Annotated in this window: 19 protein-coding genes; 6 read left to right on the top strand and 13 right to left on the bottom strand. The window is 63.1% G+C overall.

Translation table 11 applies throughout. The annotated features are described in order from the left end of the window. The first annotated feature begins 232 nt into the window (after positions 1-232). Positions 233-904 (top strand): IS6 family transposase, encoded by a 672-nt coding sequence (locus tag V6M87_RS17865; protein ID WP_332878006.1) that lies wholly within the window; start codon positions 233-235, stop codon positions 902-904. Between the two features lie 167 nt (positions 905-1,071). Here the strand turns inward: V6M87_RS17865 and V6M87_RS17860 are convergent, their stop codons facing one another. After that, positions 1,072-1,470, bottom strand: a complete 399-nt coding sequence (locus V6M87_RS17860; RefSeq protein ID WP_332878005.1) for an MAPEG family protein — start codon at positions 1,468-1,470, stop codon at positions 1,072-1,074. Positions 1,471-1,638: 168 nt separating this feature from the next. Between V6M87_RS17860 and V6M87_RS17855 the strand changes: the two genes are divergently transcribed. Both V6M87_RS17855 and V6M87_RS17850 read left to right on the top strand, forming a co-directional pair. After that, complete coding sequence (locus V6M87_RS17855; RefSeq protein WP_332878004.1) at positions 1,639-3,201, top strand: S41 family peptidase; 1,563 nt, start codon at positions 1,639-1,641, stop codon at positions 3,199-3,201. Between the two features lie 113 nt (positions 3,202-3,314). Next, positions 3,315-5,087, top strand: coding sequence for a M14 family metallopeptidase (locus tag V6M87_RS17850; protein ID WP_332878003.1), 1,773 nt, complete (start codon positions 3,315-3,317; stop codon positions 5,085-5,087). A 47-nt stretch (positions 5,088-5,134) separates the two neighbouring features. Here the strand turns inward: V6M87_RS17850 and V6M87_RS17845 are convergent, their stop codons facing one another. After that, positions 5,135-5,764, bottom strand: a complete 630-nt coding sequence (locus V6M87_RS17845; RefSeq protein ID WP_332878002.1) for a glutathione S-transferase family protein — start codon at positions 5,762-5,764, stop codon at positions 5,135-5,137. 15 nt (positions 5,765-5,779) lie between these two features. On the opposite strand from V6M87_RS17845, the gene V6M87_RS17840 reads away from it, so the two are divergent. Both V6M87_RS17840 and pqqA read left to right on the top strand, forming a co-directional pair. After that, on the top strand, positions 5,780-6,907 hold the full coding sequence (locus V6M87_RS17840; protein ID WP_332878001.1) for an acyltransferase family protein: 1,128 nt from the start codon (positions 5,780-5,782) through the stop codon (positions 6,905-6,907). A 33-nt stretch (positions 6,908-6,940) separates the two neighbouring features. Then, entirely contained in the window at positions 6,941-7,096 is a 156-nt protein-coding gene (gene pqqA, locus V6M87_RS27280) for a pyrroloquinoline quinone precursor peptide PqqA (RefSeq protein ID WP_442920611.1), read from the top strand. 27 nt (positions 7,097-7,123) lie between these two features. On the opposite strand, the gene V6M87_RS17835 is transcribed toward pqqA, so the two are convergent. From V6M87_RS17835 to V6M87_RS17815, 5 genes are all read right to left on the bottom strand, one after another. Beyond that, entirely contained in the window at positions 7,124-8,380 is a 1,257-nt protein-coding gene (locus V6M87_RS17835; protein ID WP_332878000.1) for an MFS transporter, read from the bottom strand. 146 nt (positions 8,381-8,526) lie between these two features. Then, the gene (locus tag V6M87_RS17830) at positions 8,527-9,246 is read right to left on the bottom strand and encodes an SIMPL domain-containing protein (protein ID WP_332877999.1); all 720 of its coding nucleotides are present in this window, start codon (positions 9,244-9,246) and stop codon (positions 8,527-8,529) included. Beyond that, entirely contained in the window at positions 9,243-10,499 is a 1,257-nt protein-coding gene (locus V6M87_RS17825) for a M56 family metallopeptidase (protein WP_332877998.1), read from the bottom strand. Before V6M87_RS17825 ends, V6M87_RS17830 begins: the two co-directional genes overlap by 4 nt. Continuing rightward, on the bottom strand, positions 10,496-10,879 hold the full coding sequence (locus V6M87_RS17820; protein ID WP_332877997.1) for a BlaI/MecI/CopY family transcriptional regulator: 384 nt from the start codon (positions 10,877-10,879) through the stop codon (positions 10,496-10,498). The genes V6M87_RS17825 and V6M87_RS17820 overlap by 4 nt, the downstream gene beginning before the upstream one ends. 110 nt (positions 10,880-10,989) lie before the next feature. Then, entirely contained in the window at positions 10,990-11,910 is a 921-nt protein-coding gene (locus V6M87_RS17815; RefSeq protein WP_332878131.1) for an AraC family transcriptional regulator, read from the bottom strand. Positions 11,911-12,103: 193 nt separating this feature from the next. Here V6M87_RS17815 and V6M87_RS17810 point away from each other — a divergent pair, with 193 nt between their 5' ends. Beyond that, the gene (locus V6M87_RS17810) at positions 12,104-12,844 is read left to right on the top strand and encodes an SDR family oxidoreductase (RefSeq protein ID WP_332877996.1); all 741 of its coding nucleotides are present in this window, start codon (positions 12,104-12,106) and stop codon (positions 12,842-12,844) included. A 5-nt stretch (positions 12,845-12,849) separates the two neighbouring features. Here V6M87_RS17810 and V6M87_RS17805 read toward each other — a convergent pair whose 3' ends face one another. The 6 genes from V6M87_RS17805 to V6M87_RS17780 form a co-directional block, all read right to left on the bottom strand. Continuing rightward, positions 12,850-13,914 carry a porin gene (locus tag V6M87_RS17805; protein WP_332877995.1) on the bottom strand — a complete coding sequence of 355 codons (1,065 nt, stop codon included), beginning with the start codon at positions 13,912-13,914 and terminating at the stop codon, positions 12,850-12,852. Further along, positions 13,911-15,491: a methyl-accepting chemotaxis protein gene (locus V6M87_RS17800; protein ID WP_332877994.1), complete on the bottom strand. Its 1,581-nt coding sequence runs from the start codon at positions 15,489-15,491 to the stop codon at positions 13,911-13,913. Before V6M87_RS17800 ends, V6M87_RS17805 begins: the two co-directional genes overlap by 4 nt. Before the next feature lie 151 nt (positions 15,492-15,642). Then, positions 15,643-16,041: a PPC domain-containing DNA-binding protein gene (locus V6M87_RS17795; protein ID WP_332877993.1), complete on the bottom strand. Its 399-nt coding sequence runs from the start codon at positions 16,039-16,041 to the stop codon at positions 15,643-15,645. Positions 16,042-16,043: 2 nt separating this feature from the next. After that, complete coding sequence (ttcA, locus tag V6M87_RS17790) at positions 16,044-16,964, bottom strand: tRNA 2-thiocytidine(32) synthetase TtcA (protein ID WP_332877992.1); 921 nt, start codon at positions 16,962-16,964, stop codon at positions 16,044-16,046. After that, entirely contained in the window at positions 16,961-17,359 is a 399-nt protein-coding gene (locus V6M87_RS17785; RefSeq protein WP_332877991.1) for a dihydroneopterin aldolase, read from the bottom strand. Before V6M87_RS17785 ends, ttcA begins: the two co-directional genes overlap by 4 nt. A gap of 120 nt (positions 17,360-17,479) precedes the next feature. Then, positions 17,480-17,857 (bottom strand): DUF4902 domain-containing protein, encoded by a 378-nt coding sequence (locus V6M87_RS17780; protein ID WP_332877990.1) that lies wholly within the window; start codon positions 17,855-17,857, stop codon positions 17,480-17,482. Positions 17,858-17,938 lie beyond the last annotated feature (81 nt).

The following is a 17,938-nucleotide window of genomic DNA, read 5'->3' as shown; positions in this document are numbered from 1 at the left end:
TTACTACGAGGCGGATCATAAAGAAACAGAATGTTGTTGTCAATTAGTTAAATTTACATGAATAACCGAAAGTAAAAATCTTTTATGACAACGACCTGTTTGACTGCATTTGTGAAATGCATGATCGAACAGTGACGCGCAATGGTTCTTTCGGGTTCTGTCGCGTATCGCGTTAGCGGACGCCGGCAGGCCGTTCGGGTAAACTGCGGTGCCCAAATCCAGGACGATCGACATGCTCAACTTCAAAGGTATGCGCTTTCCGATCGACGTGATCCTGGTCTGCATCCGCTGGTACGCCGCTTATCCGCTGAGCTACCGGCACCTCGAGGAAATGATGGAAGAGCGCGGCGTGTCGGTCGACCATTCGTCGATCAACCGATGGGCGATTCGTTTCCTACCGCTCATCGAGAAGATGGCCCGGAAACACAAGCGCCCGGTCGAGACGTACATCAAGGTCAAGGGCGTCTGGAAATACCTCTACCGCGCCGTCGACAAGCAAGGCAAGACCGTCGATTTCCTGCTGACGTCGAAGCGCGACATGCCCGCGGCGAAGCGCTTCTTTGACAAGGCCATGGGAGCGAACGGCGATCCGGAAAGGGTCGCGATGGACAAGAGCGGCGCCAACAAGGCGGCGTTCGATGCCATCAACGCTGGGCGCTCCCTGCCGACCCTGGTGCGCCAAGTCAAATATCTCAACAACATCATCGAACAGGATCACCGCGCCATCAAGCGGGTGAACAGACCGATGCTCAACTTCAAATCGTTCCGGTCCGCCGGCTCTGTGCTCGCCGGCATCGAACTGATACACATGATCCGCAAGGGCCAGTTCGCAATCAAAGGCGCCGAAGCCATGTCATTCGCCGACCAATTTTCTGCGTTGGCAGGAATGATCCGTCCAGTTTGAGCGGCACAGTGCCGTTCAGGGGAATTCCGCCGTTTGATCAACAACGCGACAGAGCCCTCGGCATGCCTCGCCTCACTTGACCTCAACTACTCGAACCGCCCGGTGCGGACCCGCATGCCGGGTGGTGTGGCAGTGGGGCAGCTACGTTTAGCTGCCCGCTATGCCGATTATGCGCCGCCCAGAATCGCCGCCAATACCAGCCCCAGTCCTGTCGTCCCGACCATGAACACCAGCGTGCGCGCCACGGGAATCCCGAACGCGTACAGGGGCAGATACACAACGCGGGCAATCAGATACATCCAGCAACCCCATAACGTCAGCGCGCCGTCGCGGTCGGCCACGTGGGCGATCAGCACCGCTGCGATGAACAGCGGCAGGGTTTCGAACAGATTGGCCTGGGCGCGCTGCACGCGGCCGGTGATCGGGCGCGTGGGCGGGCCCGGTTGGTCGCGCGGGCCGACGTTGTAGGCCGTGCCGGTTTCCTGCGTGCGCAGCATGCCCGCCAGGCCGATTTGTACAAGCGCCAGCACTAGCGTCCATGCCAGCAGGGTGAGTTCGATTGTCATGATTTTCCTTGCAGTGTTGGTAAAAGTGCCACTTCGTCAGCATAACCGAATGCCACTACAACAAGTCACGCAATTCGTGACGCGGGGTAGCAACAAAGTTGCCCGAAAACGCGCAGAAGTTGCTTTCCGGAGCGCCTATTTTGGAACGGCCACGACTATAATTCTCTAATGAAACCAACCGCCAAACCCACTGGTCGATTGACCAACACGCGCTTTTGCCTGCTCCCGATTGCCTTCGCGGCCCTGCTTGCCGGTTGCGGCGGTGGCGGTGGTTCCCCGGGGGTGTCGTCCGCGACGCCGTCCAGCATGACGCCCACCCCAACGCCGTCGACAACGACACCGACACCGGATACATCCAAATACCTGGCCAGCCAGAATTTCTGCGCCGCGCCGCGCTCGGGTATCGACCCGTTCACTGGCAAGGGCTACCCGGACAAGGCAGGCACCCTGACCGACGAGCGCACCTTCCTGCGCGGCTGGATCGACCAGACCTATCTCTGGTACAAGGAAGTGCCGAGCCTGAACCCGCTGAACTACAGCACCGCCATCGATTACTTCAACGCACTGAAAACACCCTTGATGACCGCGTCCGGCGCGGCCAAGGACAAATACCATTTCACCTACACCACCGCCGAGTGGAATGCCCTGTCGGGTCAGGGCGTGGAACTGGGCTACGGCATCAGCTGGTCGCGCAATACCGGCGCCAATATTCCGCGCACCTGGGTTGCCAGTGTTGTCGAACCCGGCTCGCCGGCAGCGGCCGCCGGCCTGCGCCGCGGCGACAAGCTGTTGACCGTTGACGGCTACGATTTCGTCAACGGCAGTGACGCCGCCACGGTCGACAAGATCAACGCCGGCCTGTTTCCGGAAAAAGCCAACGAGATCCACCGCCTCACGCTCGACCGCAACGGCACCACCATCGACGTCAGCCTGACGGCCCTGGCCGTCACATCGGCGCCGGTGAAAAACACCAAAACCATCGATACGCCCACCGGTAAGGTCGGTTACCTGACGTTCGACAGCCACAACGAAGTGTCCGAGCGTGCGCTGATCGACTCGATCACGACCCTGAAAGCGGCCGGCGTGACCGACCTGGTGCTGGACGTGCGCTACAACGGCGGCGGCCTGCTGTTCATCGCCAGCGAACTGGCCTACATGATCGCCGGCCCGGCGCAAACGTCAGGCAAGGTGTTCGAAAAGCCGATCTTCAACGACCGCTACGCCGACCAGCCAGCGTACGAGTTCCGCTCGACCGCCTACGGCTTTCAGACGACGGTGCCAGCCGGCACGGTACTGCCGACGCTGAACCTGAAACGCGTGACCTTGATCACCACGGGCGACACCTGCTCGGCCAGCGAATCGATCATCAACAGCCTGCGCGGCGTGGATGTGCAAGTTGACCTGATCGGCGGCCAGACCTGCGGCAAACCCTACGCCTTCACCCCGGTCGACAACTGCGGCACGACCTATTTCGCGATCCAGTTCCAGGGCGTCAACCAGAAGGGTTTCGGCGACTATGCCGATGGCTTCGCGCCGACCTGCACGGTGGCGGACGACTTACAGCATGCCGTGGGCGACACCAGCGAAGGTTTATTGGCCGCGGCGCTGCAGTACCGCGCCACCGGCGTCTGCCCGGTGGCCTCAAGCAGCGCCACCGCACAAGCAACGACGCCGCTGCAGATGGTGCGACCATTCGTGTCCGGCCTGTCGATTGTGCGCAGCGCCCGGTAAGCGGGCTCTGAGCACCGCCAAAGCCAGCCTCGCAAGCTGGCTTTTTTTTCGGCAATTTTTAATTCGGCAACGACTATAATTTAACTCTTTGTCACTTTGCCGGAGTCCGTTCGATGATTCGTCCCGCCTTATTGCTTGTCCTGATGGCCGGCGCGCCCCTGGCCTTGTCCGCGCCAGAGTTGAGCACCGTGTCCGAACGCTCCGGCTTCACCGCCACCGGCCGCTATGCAGAAGTCGAGCAACTGTGCGCGGCGTTCCAGAAGGCATATCCAGGCGCCGTACGCTGCATCGAATTTGGCCGCACGCCGGAAAACCGGCCGATGCTGGCGCTGGTCGCCACGCGCAGCGGCGCGTTCACGGCGCAGGCCGCCAAGCAACGCGGCTTGCCGGTGACGCTGATCCAGGGCGGCATCCACGCCGGTGAAATCGATGGCAAGGACGCCGGCTTCCAGGCCCTGCGCGAAATGCTCGAGGGCAAACTGGCCAAGGGTGCACTCGACCAGCAGGTGCTGATTTTCGTGCCGGTGTTCAACGTCGACGGCCACGAGCGCTTTACCAAAAACAACCGCCCGAACCAGCGCGGCCCGGTCGAGATGGGCTGGCGCACCACGGCGCAGAATTTCAATCTGAACCGTGACTACGTCAAAGCCGACGCGCCGGAAATGCAGGCCATGCTGGCGCTGGTCAATGCCTGGGATCCGATCGCCTATGTCGACCTGCACGTCACCGACGGCGCCAAGTTCCAGCACGATGTGTCGATCCAGGTCGAGCCGGTGTATTCGGGCGACCCGCAATTGCGCGCGGCCGGCATCGCCTGGCGCGACGGCGTGATCGATACCATCCGCAAGCAGGGCTCGATGCCGCAGGCCTACTACATGTCGTTCGCCACCACCGACGATCCGGCCTCGGGCTTCGTCGATGGCGTGTCCGACCCGCGCTTCTCGACCGGCTATTTTCAGCTGCGCAACCGGCTGGCGATGCTGGTCGAAACCCACTCGTGGAAAGATTACCCGACCCGCGTGCGGATTACCCACAACGCCTTCGTGTCGGTGCTCGAGCAGGTTGCCGCGCATGGCAAACAATGGCAGCAGATGGCCGCTGCGGCCGATGCACGCGCCGTGGCGCTGGGCGGCCAGCCGGTCACGCTGACCTACAAAACCACCGACAAGACCACCATGGTCGACTTCAAGGGCTATGCCTACACGCGCAGCATGTCGGATGTGTCCGGCATGCTGATGACGCACTACGACGAAACCACGCCGCAGGTCTGGCACGTGCCGCTGCGCGACGAGGTGGTGCCGGACCTGGTCGTCAACGCGCCGCGCGCCGGCTACCTGGTGCCGGCCGCGTTCGCCGCCATGGTTGGCCGCAAGCTGGCCCAGCACGGCATCGTGTACCGGACCCTGGGTGCGGCAATCGATGCGGCCCCGGTCGAAACCTTCCGCGCCGACGTCGCCACGTTTGGCGTGAAATCGGTGGAATCGCACCAGCGCCTGGCGCTCAAGGGCAGCTGGAAAACCGAGTCGCGCAAGGTGGCAAAAGGTGCGCTGTTCGTGCCGGTCGCGCAGCCGAAGGCGCGCCTCGTGGTGGCGATGTTTGAGCCGCTGGCGCCCGATTCCTTGCTCGCCTGGGGGCTGTTTAACAATGCCTTCGAGCCGAAGGAATACATGGAAGAGTACGTGGCCGAAGACGTGGCGCGCGAACAGATGGCGGCCGACCCGGCGCTGGCTGCCGCGTTCCGCAACAAGGTTGCCACCGACCCCGCCTTCGCGAAAAATCCGCATGCCCGCCTCGAATTCTTCGCCCGCCGCCACACCTCGTGGGACGAGCGTTTGAATTTGTACCCGGTGATGCGCATGGACGTGGCGCCGAGCAGTACCCACTAAATGCAAAACCGTCACCCCGGCGAAAGCCGGGGCCTATGCTGAGCGTGCTAAACCGCGCTCAGCTCCGTCGCCAGGGCTGCATCCAGGGCGGCGGCCTTGATGGCCGCCGGCCGCTCCTTCACCCGCTTCACGTACGCGACAATCTCGGGCAACTCCGGCACCAGCTTGAACGCCACGGTCCAGCCCAGCGCCATCCCCCACAGCACATCGACCGCCGTAAAACGCTCACCCAGCAGATACGGCCCCTTGCGCAACTGCGCCGTCAAGGTGCCCAGCATGGTGTCGTAGTCGCCATACGGACAGAACGACGGCGGTGCCGGTTCGCGCTTGAGCGACTTGTCGATCAGCGCCGGCTCGAAGCTCGAACCATAAAACACCATCCAGCGCAGATAGGGCCCGCGCAGGGGATCGTCCAGCGCCGGCGCCAGGCCGCGGTCGGCATACAGGTCGGCCAGAAAAATGTAGATGGCGGGCTGCTCGGTGACCAGCGCGTCACCATGCGCAATGGCCGGCACCTTGCCCATCGGATTGACCGCCAGATAGGCCGCGTCGCGCTGCTCGTTTTTTTTGAAGTTGACCGTATGCAGGGCGTAATCGGCGCCCAGTTCTTCCAATAAAACCCGGGCGCCTGCCGAGCGGGTATTGGGTGCATGAAACAAAGTAACATGACGATCCACGACGGTTCTCCTTGTATGATTGATCACACAGAATACGCCCAAAACCGGACGCCGATAAGCCACCGTCACGCCGGCATCGACTTCCTGCGCGCAGTCGCCATTCTGTGGGTGATGGCTTACCATCTCGACGGTTCCGACCTGCGCTTGCCGGCCTGGACGCACCACGGCTGGATGGGCGTCGACCTGTTTTTTGTGCTGAGCGGCTACCTGATCGGGCTGCAAGTGCTGCGCCCGTATGGCGCCGGACGACAGCCCGACTGGGGCCTTTTCTTCCAGCGCCGCGCCTGGCGTATCCTGCCCGCCTATCTCGCCGTGCTGGCACTTTATTTGGCCGTGCCGGCCTGGCGCGAAAGCGACGCCATGGCGCCGTTGTGGCAATTCCTGACATTCACTACCAACCTGTTGCCCGACTACGCCCGCCAGCGCGCGTTTTCCCATGCGTGGTCGCTGTGTGTCGAAGAGCATTTTTATCTGCTGCTGCCAGCCGTAGTGTGGCTGCTTGCGCGTGCGCCGGATGCGCGCCGGGTCGCGGGGTGTGCCGTCCTCTTGCTGATTGGCGGCATCGTGCTGCGTGGCTGGGCCTGGTACGACGCCGTGGCGCCCGCCATTGCCGCCGGCGGCGATGGGGTGCTGGCCTATGTCGAGCGCATCTATAACCCGACCTGGAACCGGCTCGACGGCTTATGGATGGGCGTGGTACTGGCGTCGGTGCGCGTGTTCAGGGGACGCTGGTGGACGGCGCTGATGGCGCGCGGCTGGCTGTTGTTGCTATTCGGCGCGCTCGGGATGGCGGCCAGCCTCGCGCTCGACTTCACCAGCGCTGCCGGCGCCATGCTGGGCTTTCCCCTGCTGTCGGCCAGTCTGGCCTGCCTGCTGGGCGCGGTCCTCAGCGATGCCATGACGCACTGGCGCTGGCCTGGCGCGCGGGCGGTGGCCACGCTGGCGTATTGCCTCTACCTGACCAACAAGCAAGTGTTTTATTGGGTGGATGCACACGCCGACCTGGATGCCATGCCGGCGCTGGCGCTCAAGTTGCTGGCGGCATTCGTTGTGGCAGGCGTGCTGCACCTGCTGGTCGAGCGCCCCGGGCTGGCGCGCGGCGTGCAAGTGTCCCATCGTCGCCAGCTGCCTGTTCACTTTTGACACAGCGCCGCCACGTCCGCAGCGTGCGCCGCTATGCCTCTTGGGGAGGCACGGATATTGCAGGTAACTCTGTGCAATTGCTCGCCCATCCCATCACGAATCAAGGAGACCACCATGAAATGGACCAAACCTGAATGCAGCGACTGGCGTTTTGGCTTTGAAATCACGCTGTACATCGCCAACCGCTAACGCGACGCGCCAGGCGCGCCGGCAGCATCAGGCCGGCGCTGCCTCGCGCGATTGCAATTCCTTATTTACTTGTGTCACCAGAAACCCCGCCACGATCGTCGTGCCGACCACGACATAGCCGACCAGCGGGAAACCCTGCAGCCTGCCGTCCGCACCGGTGCTCACCAGGTGCCCCGCGATGACCGCCGCCAGTCCACCCGACAATTGCTGCAACGATGCGCTGATCGCATTGAAGGAACCGCGCATGCCCGCTTCCGGCACCGCCGCCGCCAGCGCCTGGTAGGGAATCATGCGCGAAAAAATACCCAGGAACATGACGACGTTGACGGCGATGACCACTGGCAGCGGCACGATGGACAGGTGGGTGTAGGTCAGCACCATGACGATGGTCACCAGGCTGCCGAAATAAAACACCGGCATCTTGCCGAATCGGTCGGACAGCTTGCCGATCAGCGGGCCAACGAAAATCGTGCACAGGCCCGTGATCAGATAAATCGTCGGCAGTTTTTCGATGCCAATGCCGAGGTTGTTCACGGTGAAGACGCTGCTGAACGGCATCAGCATGAAGCCGCCGGTGGCCAGGAGGCAGGTGGTGGCCAGCGCGGGCAGGTGGCGCCGGTCGGTCACGGTGGCGACCAGGTGCTGCAAGGCATTCGCGCTGGTTTGCCCTTTTAAATGGGCATCGACCGGTTCCAGTTTCCAGGCCAGCAGCATGCCGCCCACCGCGCCGACGCCGACAATCAGGAAGAACGGCGCGTGCCAGTCAAAATGGTTCGACAGGTACAGGGCGACCGGAATGCCCATCACCTGGCTGGCGGCAAACGCGGTCTGGATGATGCCCATCACGCGGCCACGCAGGGCGGGTGCGTACAGGTCAGTGGCAATGGCCAGCAGCACCGAGCCGATCACGCCGCCAAAAAGGCCGGTGACGATGCGCGCCGCCAGCATCGCTTCGAATGAGCGCGCCAGGCCGCACCACAGGGTGCCGCACAGGAAGCCGACATAAAAGAACAGCAGCAATTTTTTGCGGTCGAAGCGGTCGGCAAAGCCCGCCGCCAGCAAGCCGGACAGGCCGGCGCTGAACGCATAGGCAGACACCACGATGCCGAATTTGGCCGGCGAGATGCCCAGCGACGGCATGATGACGGCGCCCAGCGGCGACATGACCATGAAGTCGAGGATGACGGCAAATTGCAGGAAGGCGAGCAGGCCGGCGACGAATTTCTGGTAGCCGGTGAAAGCAATCGTGGGCGGTTTCGGGGACGTTTTATCGAAGGCTGACATTGCATTCCTGGTTGACGGTGGCGCGCCGCATCCGACGCGGTGCATGCCGCAATATACTGGAATTTTGACAAGCCTTCGCGGGAGAACTGCGACGCGCTTTCGTTGTCAGGCCGGTGCCGAATGCTGACCGAGGTAGTGCGGCGCCATCATTTCAGTTTGTAGATCACGTCCACATCCTGCACCAGCCGGACAGGCGCGACCAGCGTGTAATCGCCTGCGTCCATACTGGGGCGGCGCTGGCGATACCCTTCGGCGCTGGAAAAGCCGAACAGCGCCGACAAATTCCTGATCGGGGCCAGCGCGACACCGTTTGCCTGGCCAAGCTGGCGGCCGGCACCACGCGCCAGGTCGTCCGCCTTGCGCCGCGCATCGGCCAGTGCGCTGGCTACCAGCTCGGTTTCGATCTGGCGCCGATCGCTGCGCGAGAATGTCACGCTGAACTGGGTCACCTCGGGCATCTTCAGCAGCGGCGCCACCAGGCCGGCCCATTTCGATACATCGCGCACCGTCAGGTGCAGTGTACAACTGGTGTAGAAGTTCGCCGGGTTGGCCGCTGGCGTGCCGTCCTGCTTGCGTGGGCCACGCACGATGCTTTGCACGTCGACATCGGCAACGGGCAGACCCTGTTGCGCGAGCAGCGCCCGCACCTCGGTCAGCCGGCTCTCCAACGCAGTCCACGCCGCGTCCGCGTTCTGGTCGGGCGAGGACAGTTCCATATCGATTTCACCGATATCGGCCAGCGCGTTGATATAGGCCGAGCCACTGGTATGCACGAACGGAAACTGCGGCAGGTCGCTGGCCGGCGCGGCGCCCGCCATCAGTGCGCATGCGGTCGCCACGACAGCGGAAAGTGCTGCGCCCCTCATTGCAAGGTCCAAAGGTACGCGACCGGTACCCAGCTCTGCACCGCGCGACCGTTTTCCATGGCGGGTTTGAAGCTGCATTTGGCAATAGCCAGGCGCGCTGCTTCGTCAAGCGGCAGGTGGCCGCTGGACCGGTTGACCCGTGAGTCGCGCACTGTGCCGTCGGCGCCGACCAGCAAGTCCAGCGCGACCGTGCCGGTGTCCCGGTCGCGCAGCGACTGATCGGGATACACCGGCGCCGGGCAGCTGGCGAACTGGACGACAGCGGGGGTGGCGGCGCTTGTCACGCTGGCGGGCGGTGCCGGCGCTACCTGGGCGCAGCCGGCAATCAGGGCGGCAGTCAATCCCAGGACGGGCAGCGCCGCCTTCCAGTTCAGTCCTTGCGGTGCGGGACGCAGCAGTCGGGTGATACGAAACATGAGCTCTCCTCCATTGGCGGCCAGCGCCAGGTCGTGGTGTGAAAACTGGCGTTTTTCCAGTTCGGACAAGGCGCGTGCCAGGCGGTGCGCGCCAACGTGCTGCGCGGCCAGATCGTCGGCGATCCGTTCGCGCTCGATGCGGATGCAGCGCGACAGCCACCACACCGCAGGGTGATAGAACAACAGCGTTTCAATGACGTTCTGCAGCAGGTTGACGACGTAATCGGCGCGCTTGACATGCCCTAGTTCATGGGCGAGCAAGGCTTCCAGCAACTCGGGCGGCATGCCGGTAAGCAGGCTGGCGGGCAGCAGCACGACCGGGCGCAGCCAGCCGGCCGTGACCGGGCTGGCGATATCGTCGACCACGCGCAGGCGCACCGTGCGGCGGATGCCGAAGCGGCCGGCCATGCTGGTGATGCGTGCCTGCCATGCAGCGTCGCCGCATGGGCTGCGCGCGGCCCTGGCGATCCACCACAGGCCAGCGAGCATCCGCAGCGCCATCGCACAAGTGCAGCTTGCCCACGCCAGCACGATCGCGCCGGGATGCGCCTGCGGCCAGTGCAGCGGCACCAGGGCGTACAGCGCGCCGGTGCCGGCACGCAGGGCAAGTCCCGCTGTGCCGTCGACCAGGGCCGGGGCATGCAGGCGCGCAAGCAGGTCCGCCACAGGCCAGGCCAGGCAGGCCAGCAGCGCCAGGCAGGCGAGGGCATAGCGTGCTTGTGGCCGGCGCTTGCGCAGCGCCACCATGCCGATCCCGGCCACGCAGGCGATCAGGGCACCCTGCCATATAAAGTCCAGCAAGGTCGCGCCCAGGTGGCCGATCAGGGTGGCCATCATGGCTGCTCATCTTTCAGCAGGCGTTCGATTTCGGCGCGTTCTTTTTTGGACAGTCCGCTGCGCAAAGCTGCCAGCACGAGTGCCTTGGCGGAACCGGCGAAGGCCTTCTGGATCAGGTCCTTGAGCAAGTTAGTCTGCAAGCTGTCCTGGGCCTGGGCCGGCGCGTACACGTGCGCGCGCTCGCTTGCGTCGCGAATCAGAATGCCTTTGCCGTGCATGATCTGCATCAGCCGCAGCACGGTTGCATAGGTGACGTCGGGGCGCTCGACCTGCATGGCCGCGTGCACCTGTTTGGCGGTCGCGGCATCCAGCGGCCACAGGGTTTGCAGCAGATCCAGCTCGGCTGCGGTGGGCTTCGGAATGGTGGTTGTCGGGTTCATGGCACGCTCCTTTGAAAGAAGCGTAACCAACATAGACATAATTGTCTACTTATTTGTGTTGCCGGGCCTGAACCTGCATTCTCGTGTGAGGATGCGATAGAATTTATTGTCTATGAAGCTGCCAGTTCTACACGCACATGGCCCGCTTCTGCGGCCGGCATCAGGGCCAGCGTGTGCTTCATGAACTGCGCTTCGGCCACCGGGCTGCGGCCGAACATGCGCTTGAATTCGCGCGAGAACTGGGACGCGCTTTCGTAGCCGACCAGGGCGCTGGCGCTGGCAGCCGTCACGCCGCCGCGCACCATCAGCAGCCTGGCCTTGTGCAGCCGCGCCGCTTTCACATACTGAATGGGCGAGCATTGCGTGACGGCTTTGAAGTGGGCATGGAAGGCAGGCACGCTCATGTTCGCCTCGCACGCCAGGCTGGTCACGTTCAGATCGCTCTGGTAGTCCTGGTGGATGCGGCGCAGGGCGCGCGCGATCTTGCCGAAGTGCCCCTGGTGGGTCAAGGCCGCGCGCATGGCGCCGCCTTGCTCGCCCATCAGGACGTGGTAGAAGATTTCGCGCACCAGGCCCGGGCCCAGCACGCGCGCTTCCAGCGGCGAGGCCAGCGTTTCGAGCAGGCGCTGCACGGTCGCTTCCATGCGTGCGTCGAGCCGGGTCGTCATGACGGTGGCGGGGGCCTGTTGCGGCGCCTCGTCACCCTCGATGGCGACCAGCAGGTCGGCCAGCAGGGTGCAGTCGATCCGGATCATCAGGCCCAGCAAGGGCTCGGCAGCAGTCGCTTCGGTTTCGCTCATGAATGGCAGCGGCACCGACAGCACCATGTAATGCTGGGCATCGAAAGCGAAAGCGAAGGCGCTGTCGCCAAGATAGCAGCGCTTGCGTCCCTGCACGGCAATGCAGATGCACGGATCGTACAGCGCCGGGGCTTTCGCGGTCGTTCCGTTCGCGCGCATGAGCGTGACGCCGTCCAGCGCGGTCAGTGTCATGCCGGCGACAGGCGCCAGCCGGGCAATCATGGTGGCCATGTGGTTCATCGTGCTTCCTCGTTGTTGCTCATCGTCGATGAGAGGAATGATCCATGAAAGCGCGGGCCAGCGCCACCTTTGCCGATGTCGTGTAGAGGATCGGGCAAGAACTGCATTGGAATGGGTATGGCCGCGTGGCGCCGCCGGCCTCAAGATCGGTGCCTTCATCACCAGCCATGCAAAGGACGCCATCATGACTTCCCCTATCCAATCCAAAGTCATCCTGATTACTGGCGCCAGCAGCGGCATTGGCGCAGCCACGGCGCGCCATTTGGCCAGCGAAGGCCATCGCGTCGTGCTGGGTGCGCGCCGCACCGGGCGCCTGGTGGCCATCGTCAGCGAGCTGCGTGCCGCCGGCGGCACGGCCGATTGCTTCGCCCTCGACGTGACCAGCCTGGAGAGCATGCGCGAGTTCGCCGCGTTCGCCGAAGACATCCACGGCCGCATCGACGTTATCATCAACAATGCCGGCGTGATGCCGCTGTCGAAACTCGAGGCGTTAAAGGTCGATGAATGGAACCAGATGATCGACGTGAACATCCGCGGCGTGCTGCACGGGATTGCCGCGGTGTTGCCGGGCATGCAGGCGCGGCGGGCCGGACAGATCATCAATATTTCGTCGATTGGCGGTCATGCGGTCAGTCCGACCGCCGCGGTCTACTGCGCCACCAAGTTTGCCGTGGGCGCCATTTCCGAGGGGCTGCGCCAGGAAGTGGGCGCCGACATTCGGGTCAGCGTGATTTCGCCCGGCGTGACCACCTCCGACCTGGCCGAATCGATCTCTGATCCGGTGGCGCGCGACGCGATGCGCGCGTTTCGCCAGGAAGCGATTCCGGCCGAGGCAATTGCCCGCGCCATCAGTTTCGCGGTGGGGCAGCCGGCGGACGTCGATGTCAGCGAGATCATCGTGCGGCCGACGGCGAGTGCTTATTGAAACGGTCAGAAACGATGCTGGATACCGGTCATGATGCCGCGCTGGGTGTCGGCGAAGCCGGCCTCGTTGCGCGACAGGCTGACGGTTTTACCGTGTTTGGCTTTGGCCTTGGCGGCGGTCAGGTACAGGTCGGTGCGTTTCGATAAGGCATAGCGTGCGCGTGCCACGTACATGACCGGGTCGGCATCGGCGTTGGTGGCCAGGTTCTTGACGTCCTGGTCGTACACGGCGCCGGTCAGCAGCAGGGCCGGCATGGCTTGCCAGGTCAGGCCGGCCCAGTACAGGTTGGCGCGCACGGCGCGCAGGGTGGCGTTGTTCGGCTCATTCTTGTAGCTGCGCCCGGCCAGCTGCCACTTGAATGCACCGCTGCTGTACATGGCGCCGACATGAAATACGCTGGCCTTGTCGTGACGGGCCGTGGCGGCCACGTTGTTGCCGTTGGCACGTTCAACGGTGCTCACCAGCGACAGGGCGCCGTTGCTGTAGCTGACCCCAGCCTGGTATTTGGCGCCGTCGGCAGTGCCAGTGGACTGTTCGCCGAGTGCATAACTGGCGCCGAATTTGAAGGGGCCCTTCTCGAGCGCGTACTTGAGTAAATTGTCGGCGCTGGTGGTCATGCTGTAGGTGCTCACGTTCGACGCGCTGCCGCCCGACGCCCACGAATAATACGGCGCATACGACATCGGATCGAACGGCACCATGAAGTCGTAGGTGGTGGTGAACGAGCGTCCCGCCACCAGCCGGCCATAGCTGCCTTCGATGCCGACATTCGCCTGGCGCCGGAACAGGCCGCCATCGGAGTTGCCGGTGTCGGTGAGCAGGCCACCTTCGAGTTGCCACACCGCCTTCAAGCCGTTGCCCAGGTCCTCCGTACCGCGAAATCCGAAGCGCGAATTGTTCATGCCGCCCGAGCTGACACGGGTTACCGCGCCGCTGCCCGGCGCCGTATTGGTCAGGTTTTCGATGCCGTTGTCGAGGATGCCGTAGATGGCGATGTTTGATTGCGCCAGGACCGGGCCAGTGACGGCCAGGGTAGCCACGAGGGCGCCGGCGAAGGTGGTGTAGTTCATGCGAGTCTCCGTTGTGTGATGCGTTCTTGTGGTACGAGTTGAAACACACTGACCACTTCAGCCAGTGCCGCCGCCTGCTCTTCCATCGATGCCGCCGCCGCCGCCGCTTGCTCCACCAGCGCGGCGTTCTGCTGGGTCACCGAATCCATCTGGATGATGGCGCGGTTGACTTCATCGATGCCCACACTTTGTTCACTGCTGGCCGCGGTAATCTCGGCCACGACCTCGGTGACGCGGCGCACGCTGTCGACCACGTCGGCCATGGTCTTGCCGGCACTTTGCACCTGGGTGGTACCGGCCCCGACTTGCACCACCGAATCGTCGATCAGGGTCTTGATTTCCTTGGCAGCGGCGGCGCTGCGCTGCGCCAGGTTGCGTACTTCGGAGGCCACCACGGCAAAGCCGCGGCCCTGTTCGCCCGCGCGGGCCGCCTCCACGGCGGCATTCAGCGCCAGGATATTGGTCTGGAAGGCGATGCCGTCGATGACGCTGATGATGTCGACGATCTTGCGCGACGAGGCGCTGATCGATTCCATGGTGGTGATGACCTGGCCGACCACGGTGCCGCAATGCCCGGCCACGCTCGATGCCGATTCGGCCAGCTCCTTGGCCTGGCGCGCATTGTCGGCGTTCTGTTTGACCGTGGCGGTAATCTGCTCCATGGCCGCCGCGGTTTCCTCGAGCGAGCTGGCTTGTTCTTCGGTGCGGCTGGACAGGTCCAGATTGCCGGTGGCAATCTCGGCGGAGGCGGTGGCGATCAGGTCGGTGCCGCTGCGGACCTTGCCAACGACCTGCAGCAGGCTGGCGTTCATGGCGCCCAGCGCGGTCATCAACTGTCCGGTTTCGTCGGCGCCGCCCGGCCCGATGTTGGTGCTCAGGTCGCCTGCGGCAACGCGTTGTGCGATACCGACCGCCTGCTGCAGTGGCGTGGCCACGGTGCGGGCCACGAACAGGGCCAGGCCCAGTCCGACCACGACCAGCCCGAGCAGGGTGGCGAAAATCAGCTGGCGTGCCGTGCCAAAGGTGGCGCGCGCCGAGTCGTCGGAGGCCTGGCTGCCGTCATCGTTGATCTTGGCCAGGGCTTCGAGTTGTTCATTTAGTTGGCGAAACACCTTGTTCGAGGCGCCGCGAAACATGGCGCGCGCCTCGTCTTTTTTGCCCGCGTGCGAAAGGGCCGCGACCTGGCGGCTGTGCTCCAGGTAATCCTTGAGGGCGGTTTGCAAACTGGCATAGACGCGCTTTTCTTCGGCCTCGGAGATCAGCTTCTCGTACGCCGCCTGCTGTTTGGCCAGCGTGGTCAGGCGCGTGGCCAGGGACTTGTCGACGTCCTGCATCTCGCTTTCCTCGGAAGACAGGATGTGGTTGCCTTCCGAAATACGGTAGCGCGCCAACGAGGCTTGTATCTGACCGAGATGGCGCACGGCCGGCAGCCAGTTTTCGGCAATGTCGCTTGAGGCCTGGCTGACCTTGACCAACTGGCTGATGGAAAAGACGCCCAGCCCACAGCTCATTGCGAGCAATATGGAGAAAGCCAGGATCAGCTTTTTGCCTATCTTGAGGTTGTAAAACCATTGCATGACTTACCTGATTTCTTTTGGTGGGTAAGTCCTGAATATAGTTCGATAGATTTCCTCAGTCTATCGAATGTTGTATTTGCGAAATATTTTGACAATATTTCGTCGCATATTTGGCCTGCGGCAGCACATGACCGTCCCTGTTTCGCCAGGCTCAGGCGCGCCGGGAGCGCACGACCAGTTCCCGAAACCCCGATCCGTCGGGGTCGGTTTCGCGGCTGAACGCATGGTCGGGCAAGATGGCCAGCAAAAGCTCGGCGGTTGTACGCACCATGCATCCCGCGGCCACATGGCCGCCGACGACCCGGCCCTGCGCATCCGAGACGCTCATGTGCAGATGCGCGCCATCGGGCGAGATGGAACCGGCCAGAGTCAGGATTTCGAGGTCGCCCCGCAGTTCGGTGACCAGGTCGACACCGGCAAAGCGCAACTGCGCCACCGACAGGCTGCCGATGCCTTGCAGGACAAAGGCAGCCGTGTGACTGCCGAGCGCCGCCTCGATCGCCAGGCGCAGGTCCTGTCCGGGAGTCAAGCGCAGCGGCAGCGTCTGCATTATTAGTCGACCGGTTGAATCGCGAACACGCCTGGCGCCGGCGTCGAGCACGGTTCCTCGTCGAAGGCGATGTCGCCCAACGGATTGGCCACGCCATCGGTTTTCAAATCCGTGAAACCGAACAGGTCGCGATCCATCAAATGCGAGGGCACAACGGTCGACAGCGACGAGAAAATGCTCTCCACGCGTCCTGGATATTTCTTTTCCCACTCGCGCATCAGGTTCTTGATCTGTTTTCTCTGCAGGTTTTCCTGCGAGCCGCACAGGTCGCACGGGATGATCGGGAAGCCTTTTACGGCGGCGTAGCGCTCGCTGTCTTCTTCCTTCACGTACGCCATCGGGCGGATCACCATGTGCTTGCCGTCGTCCGAGACCAGCTTGGCCGGCATGGCTTTCAGTTTGCCGCCGAAGAACATATTCAAAAAGAACGTTTCCAGGATGTCGTCGCGGTGGTGGCCGAGGGCGATTTTGTTGCAGCCGAGTTCATCGGCGACACGGTACAAGATGCCGCGCCGCAGGCGCGAGCATAGCGAGCAGGTGGTCTTGCCTTCCGGGATCAGGCGCTTGACGATGCTGTAGGTATCCTGGTTTTCGATGTGGAAATCGACGCCCAGTTTTTCCAGGTAGGCAGGCAGGATTTCAGCCGGGAAATTCGGCTGCTTCTGGTCGAGGTTGACGGCGATGATATCGAAGTGGATCGGCGCGCGTTCGCGCAGGGTCAGCAGGATGTCGAGCAGGGCGTAGCTGTCCTTGCCGCCGGACAGGCACACCATGACCTTGTCGCCGTCTTCGATCATGTTGAAGTCGCCGATGGCCTGGCCCACCAGGCGGCACAGGCGCTTGTGCAGCTTGTTGTTTTCCAGCGTGGTTTTTTCGCTGACGCGCGCGCTCACCGGCGTGTCAATGGCGACAGCATTGTTCATGCTTCATCCTTGATCTGGAAAACTTCCACGCCGACGCCTTCGCAGTCGGGATACACGTCCGGCTTCATGGTCGAGACGCGCACGGCGCGCACGCGCGGGTGCGCCAGCATCGCGGCCACCAGGTCATCGCACAGGGTTTCCTGCAACTGTACGTGGCCGCGCGCCATGCGGCTGGCGACGGTGGTGCGAATGAAATCGTAATCGACTACTTCGTCGAGCTGGTCCATGCGCGGCGTCGATTCGGCCAGCGGGATGTACAAATCGACATTGATCAGCAAACGTTGTTCGCCCAGCTTTTCAAAGTCGTGCACGCCGATGTTGATCATCACTTCGTAATTGCGCAGAAACAGCCGGCGGCAATGGCGCAGGCTCGGGTGGGACAGGGCGGAAAACATGGGGACCTTCTTGGCTTGAATGGATGACTGGCAGGGCGTGCCCCGCTGCGCGCTGTGAGCACAAGGGCGTTATTATCGCTGAAATTGCCACTTTTTGTGGCAGGTTTTTCGACCCTCCCTTCAGCCATAGCGCGTACTGATATGGCACAGCGTGGCTGCTTGCCAGTTGAACCCGTCGAGGTATTCCTTGAGTAACTCGACAGTTCGGGCGTGTCCCAGGTCGCGCCGCGCCCGCGATTGCAGCATCAGGTTGCTGCTGGGCGCGCCGATCCGTTGCAGGCAAACCCTCTCGCCATGGGCTGTCATTTGCCAGTCCCAGCCAATGGTAAGCAAGCGCCCACCCTCGCGGACCCACTCGGTATAGCCGGTGATGTGGGTGGCCACTGCGCCAGGCGCAGTGGCCAGTCCGTGTTGCGCGTCGACGCCGGAAATCAGGTGAACCAGTGCACCGGCGCACAATTCGTCCACCGTCAAATAGAGATAACCCGTGTCAGGCATGGCGCATTTCCTTGCAATTGCAGATTCTTTACGCAGCTTCATCGACCTCGATCCAGCATGCAAAAATAGGGTGGCCGTCGA

Source organism: Massilia sp. S19_KUP03_FR1, from assembly GCF_036688685.1.
In the GTDB taxonomy this organism is placed as follows: domain Bacteria; phylum Pseudomonadota; class Gammaproteobacteria; order Burkholderiales; family Burkholderiaceae_D; genus JALYUM01.
Note: the sequence above shows the minus strand (reverse complement) of the source record. Positions and strands in the feature narration are given on the sequence as shown.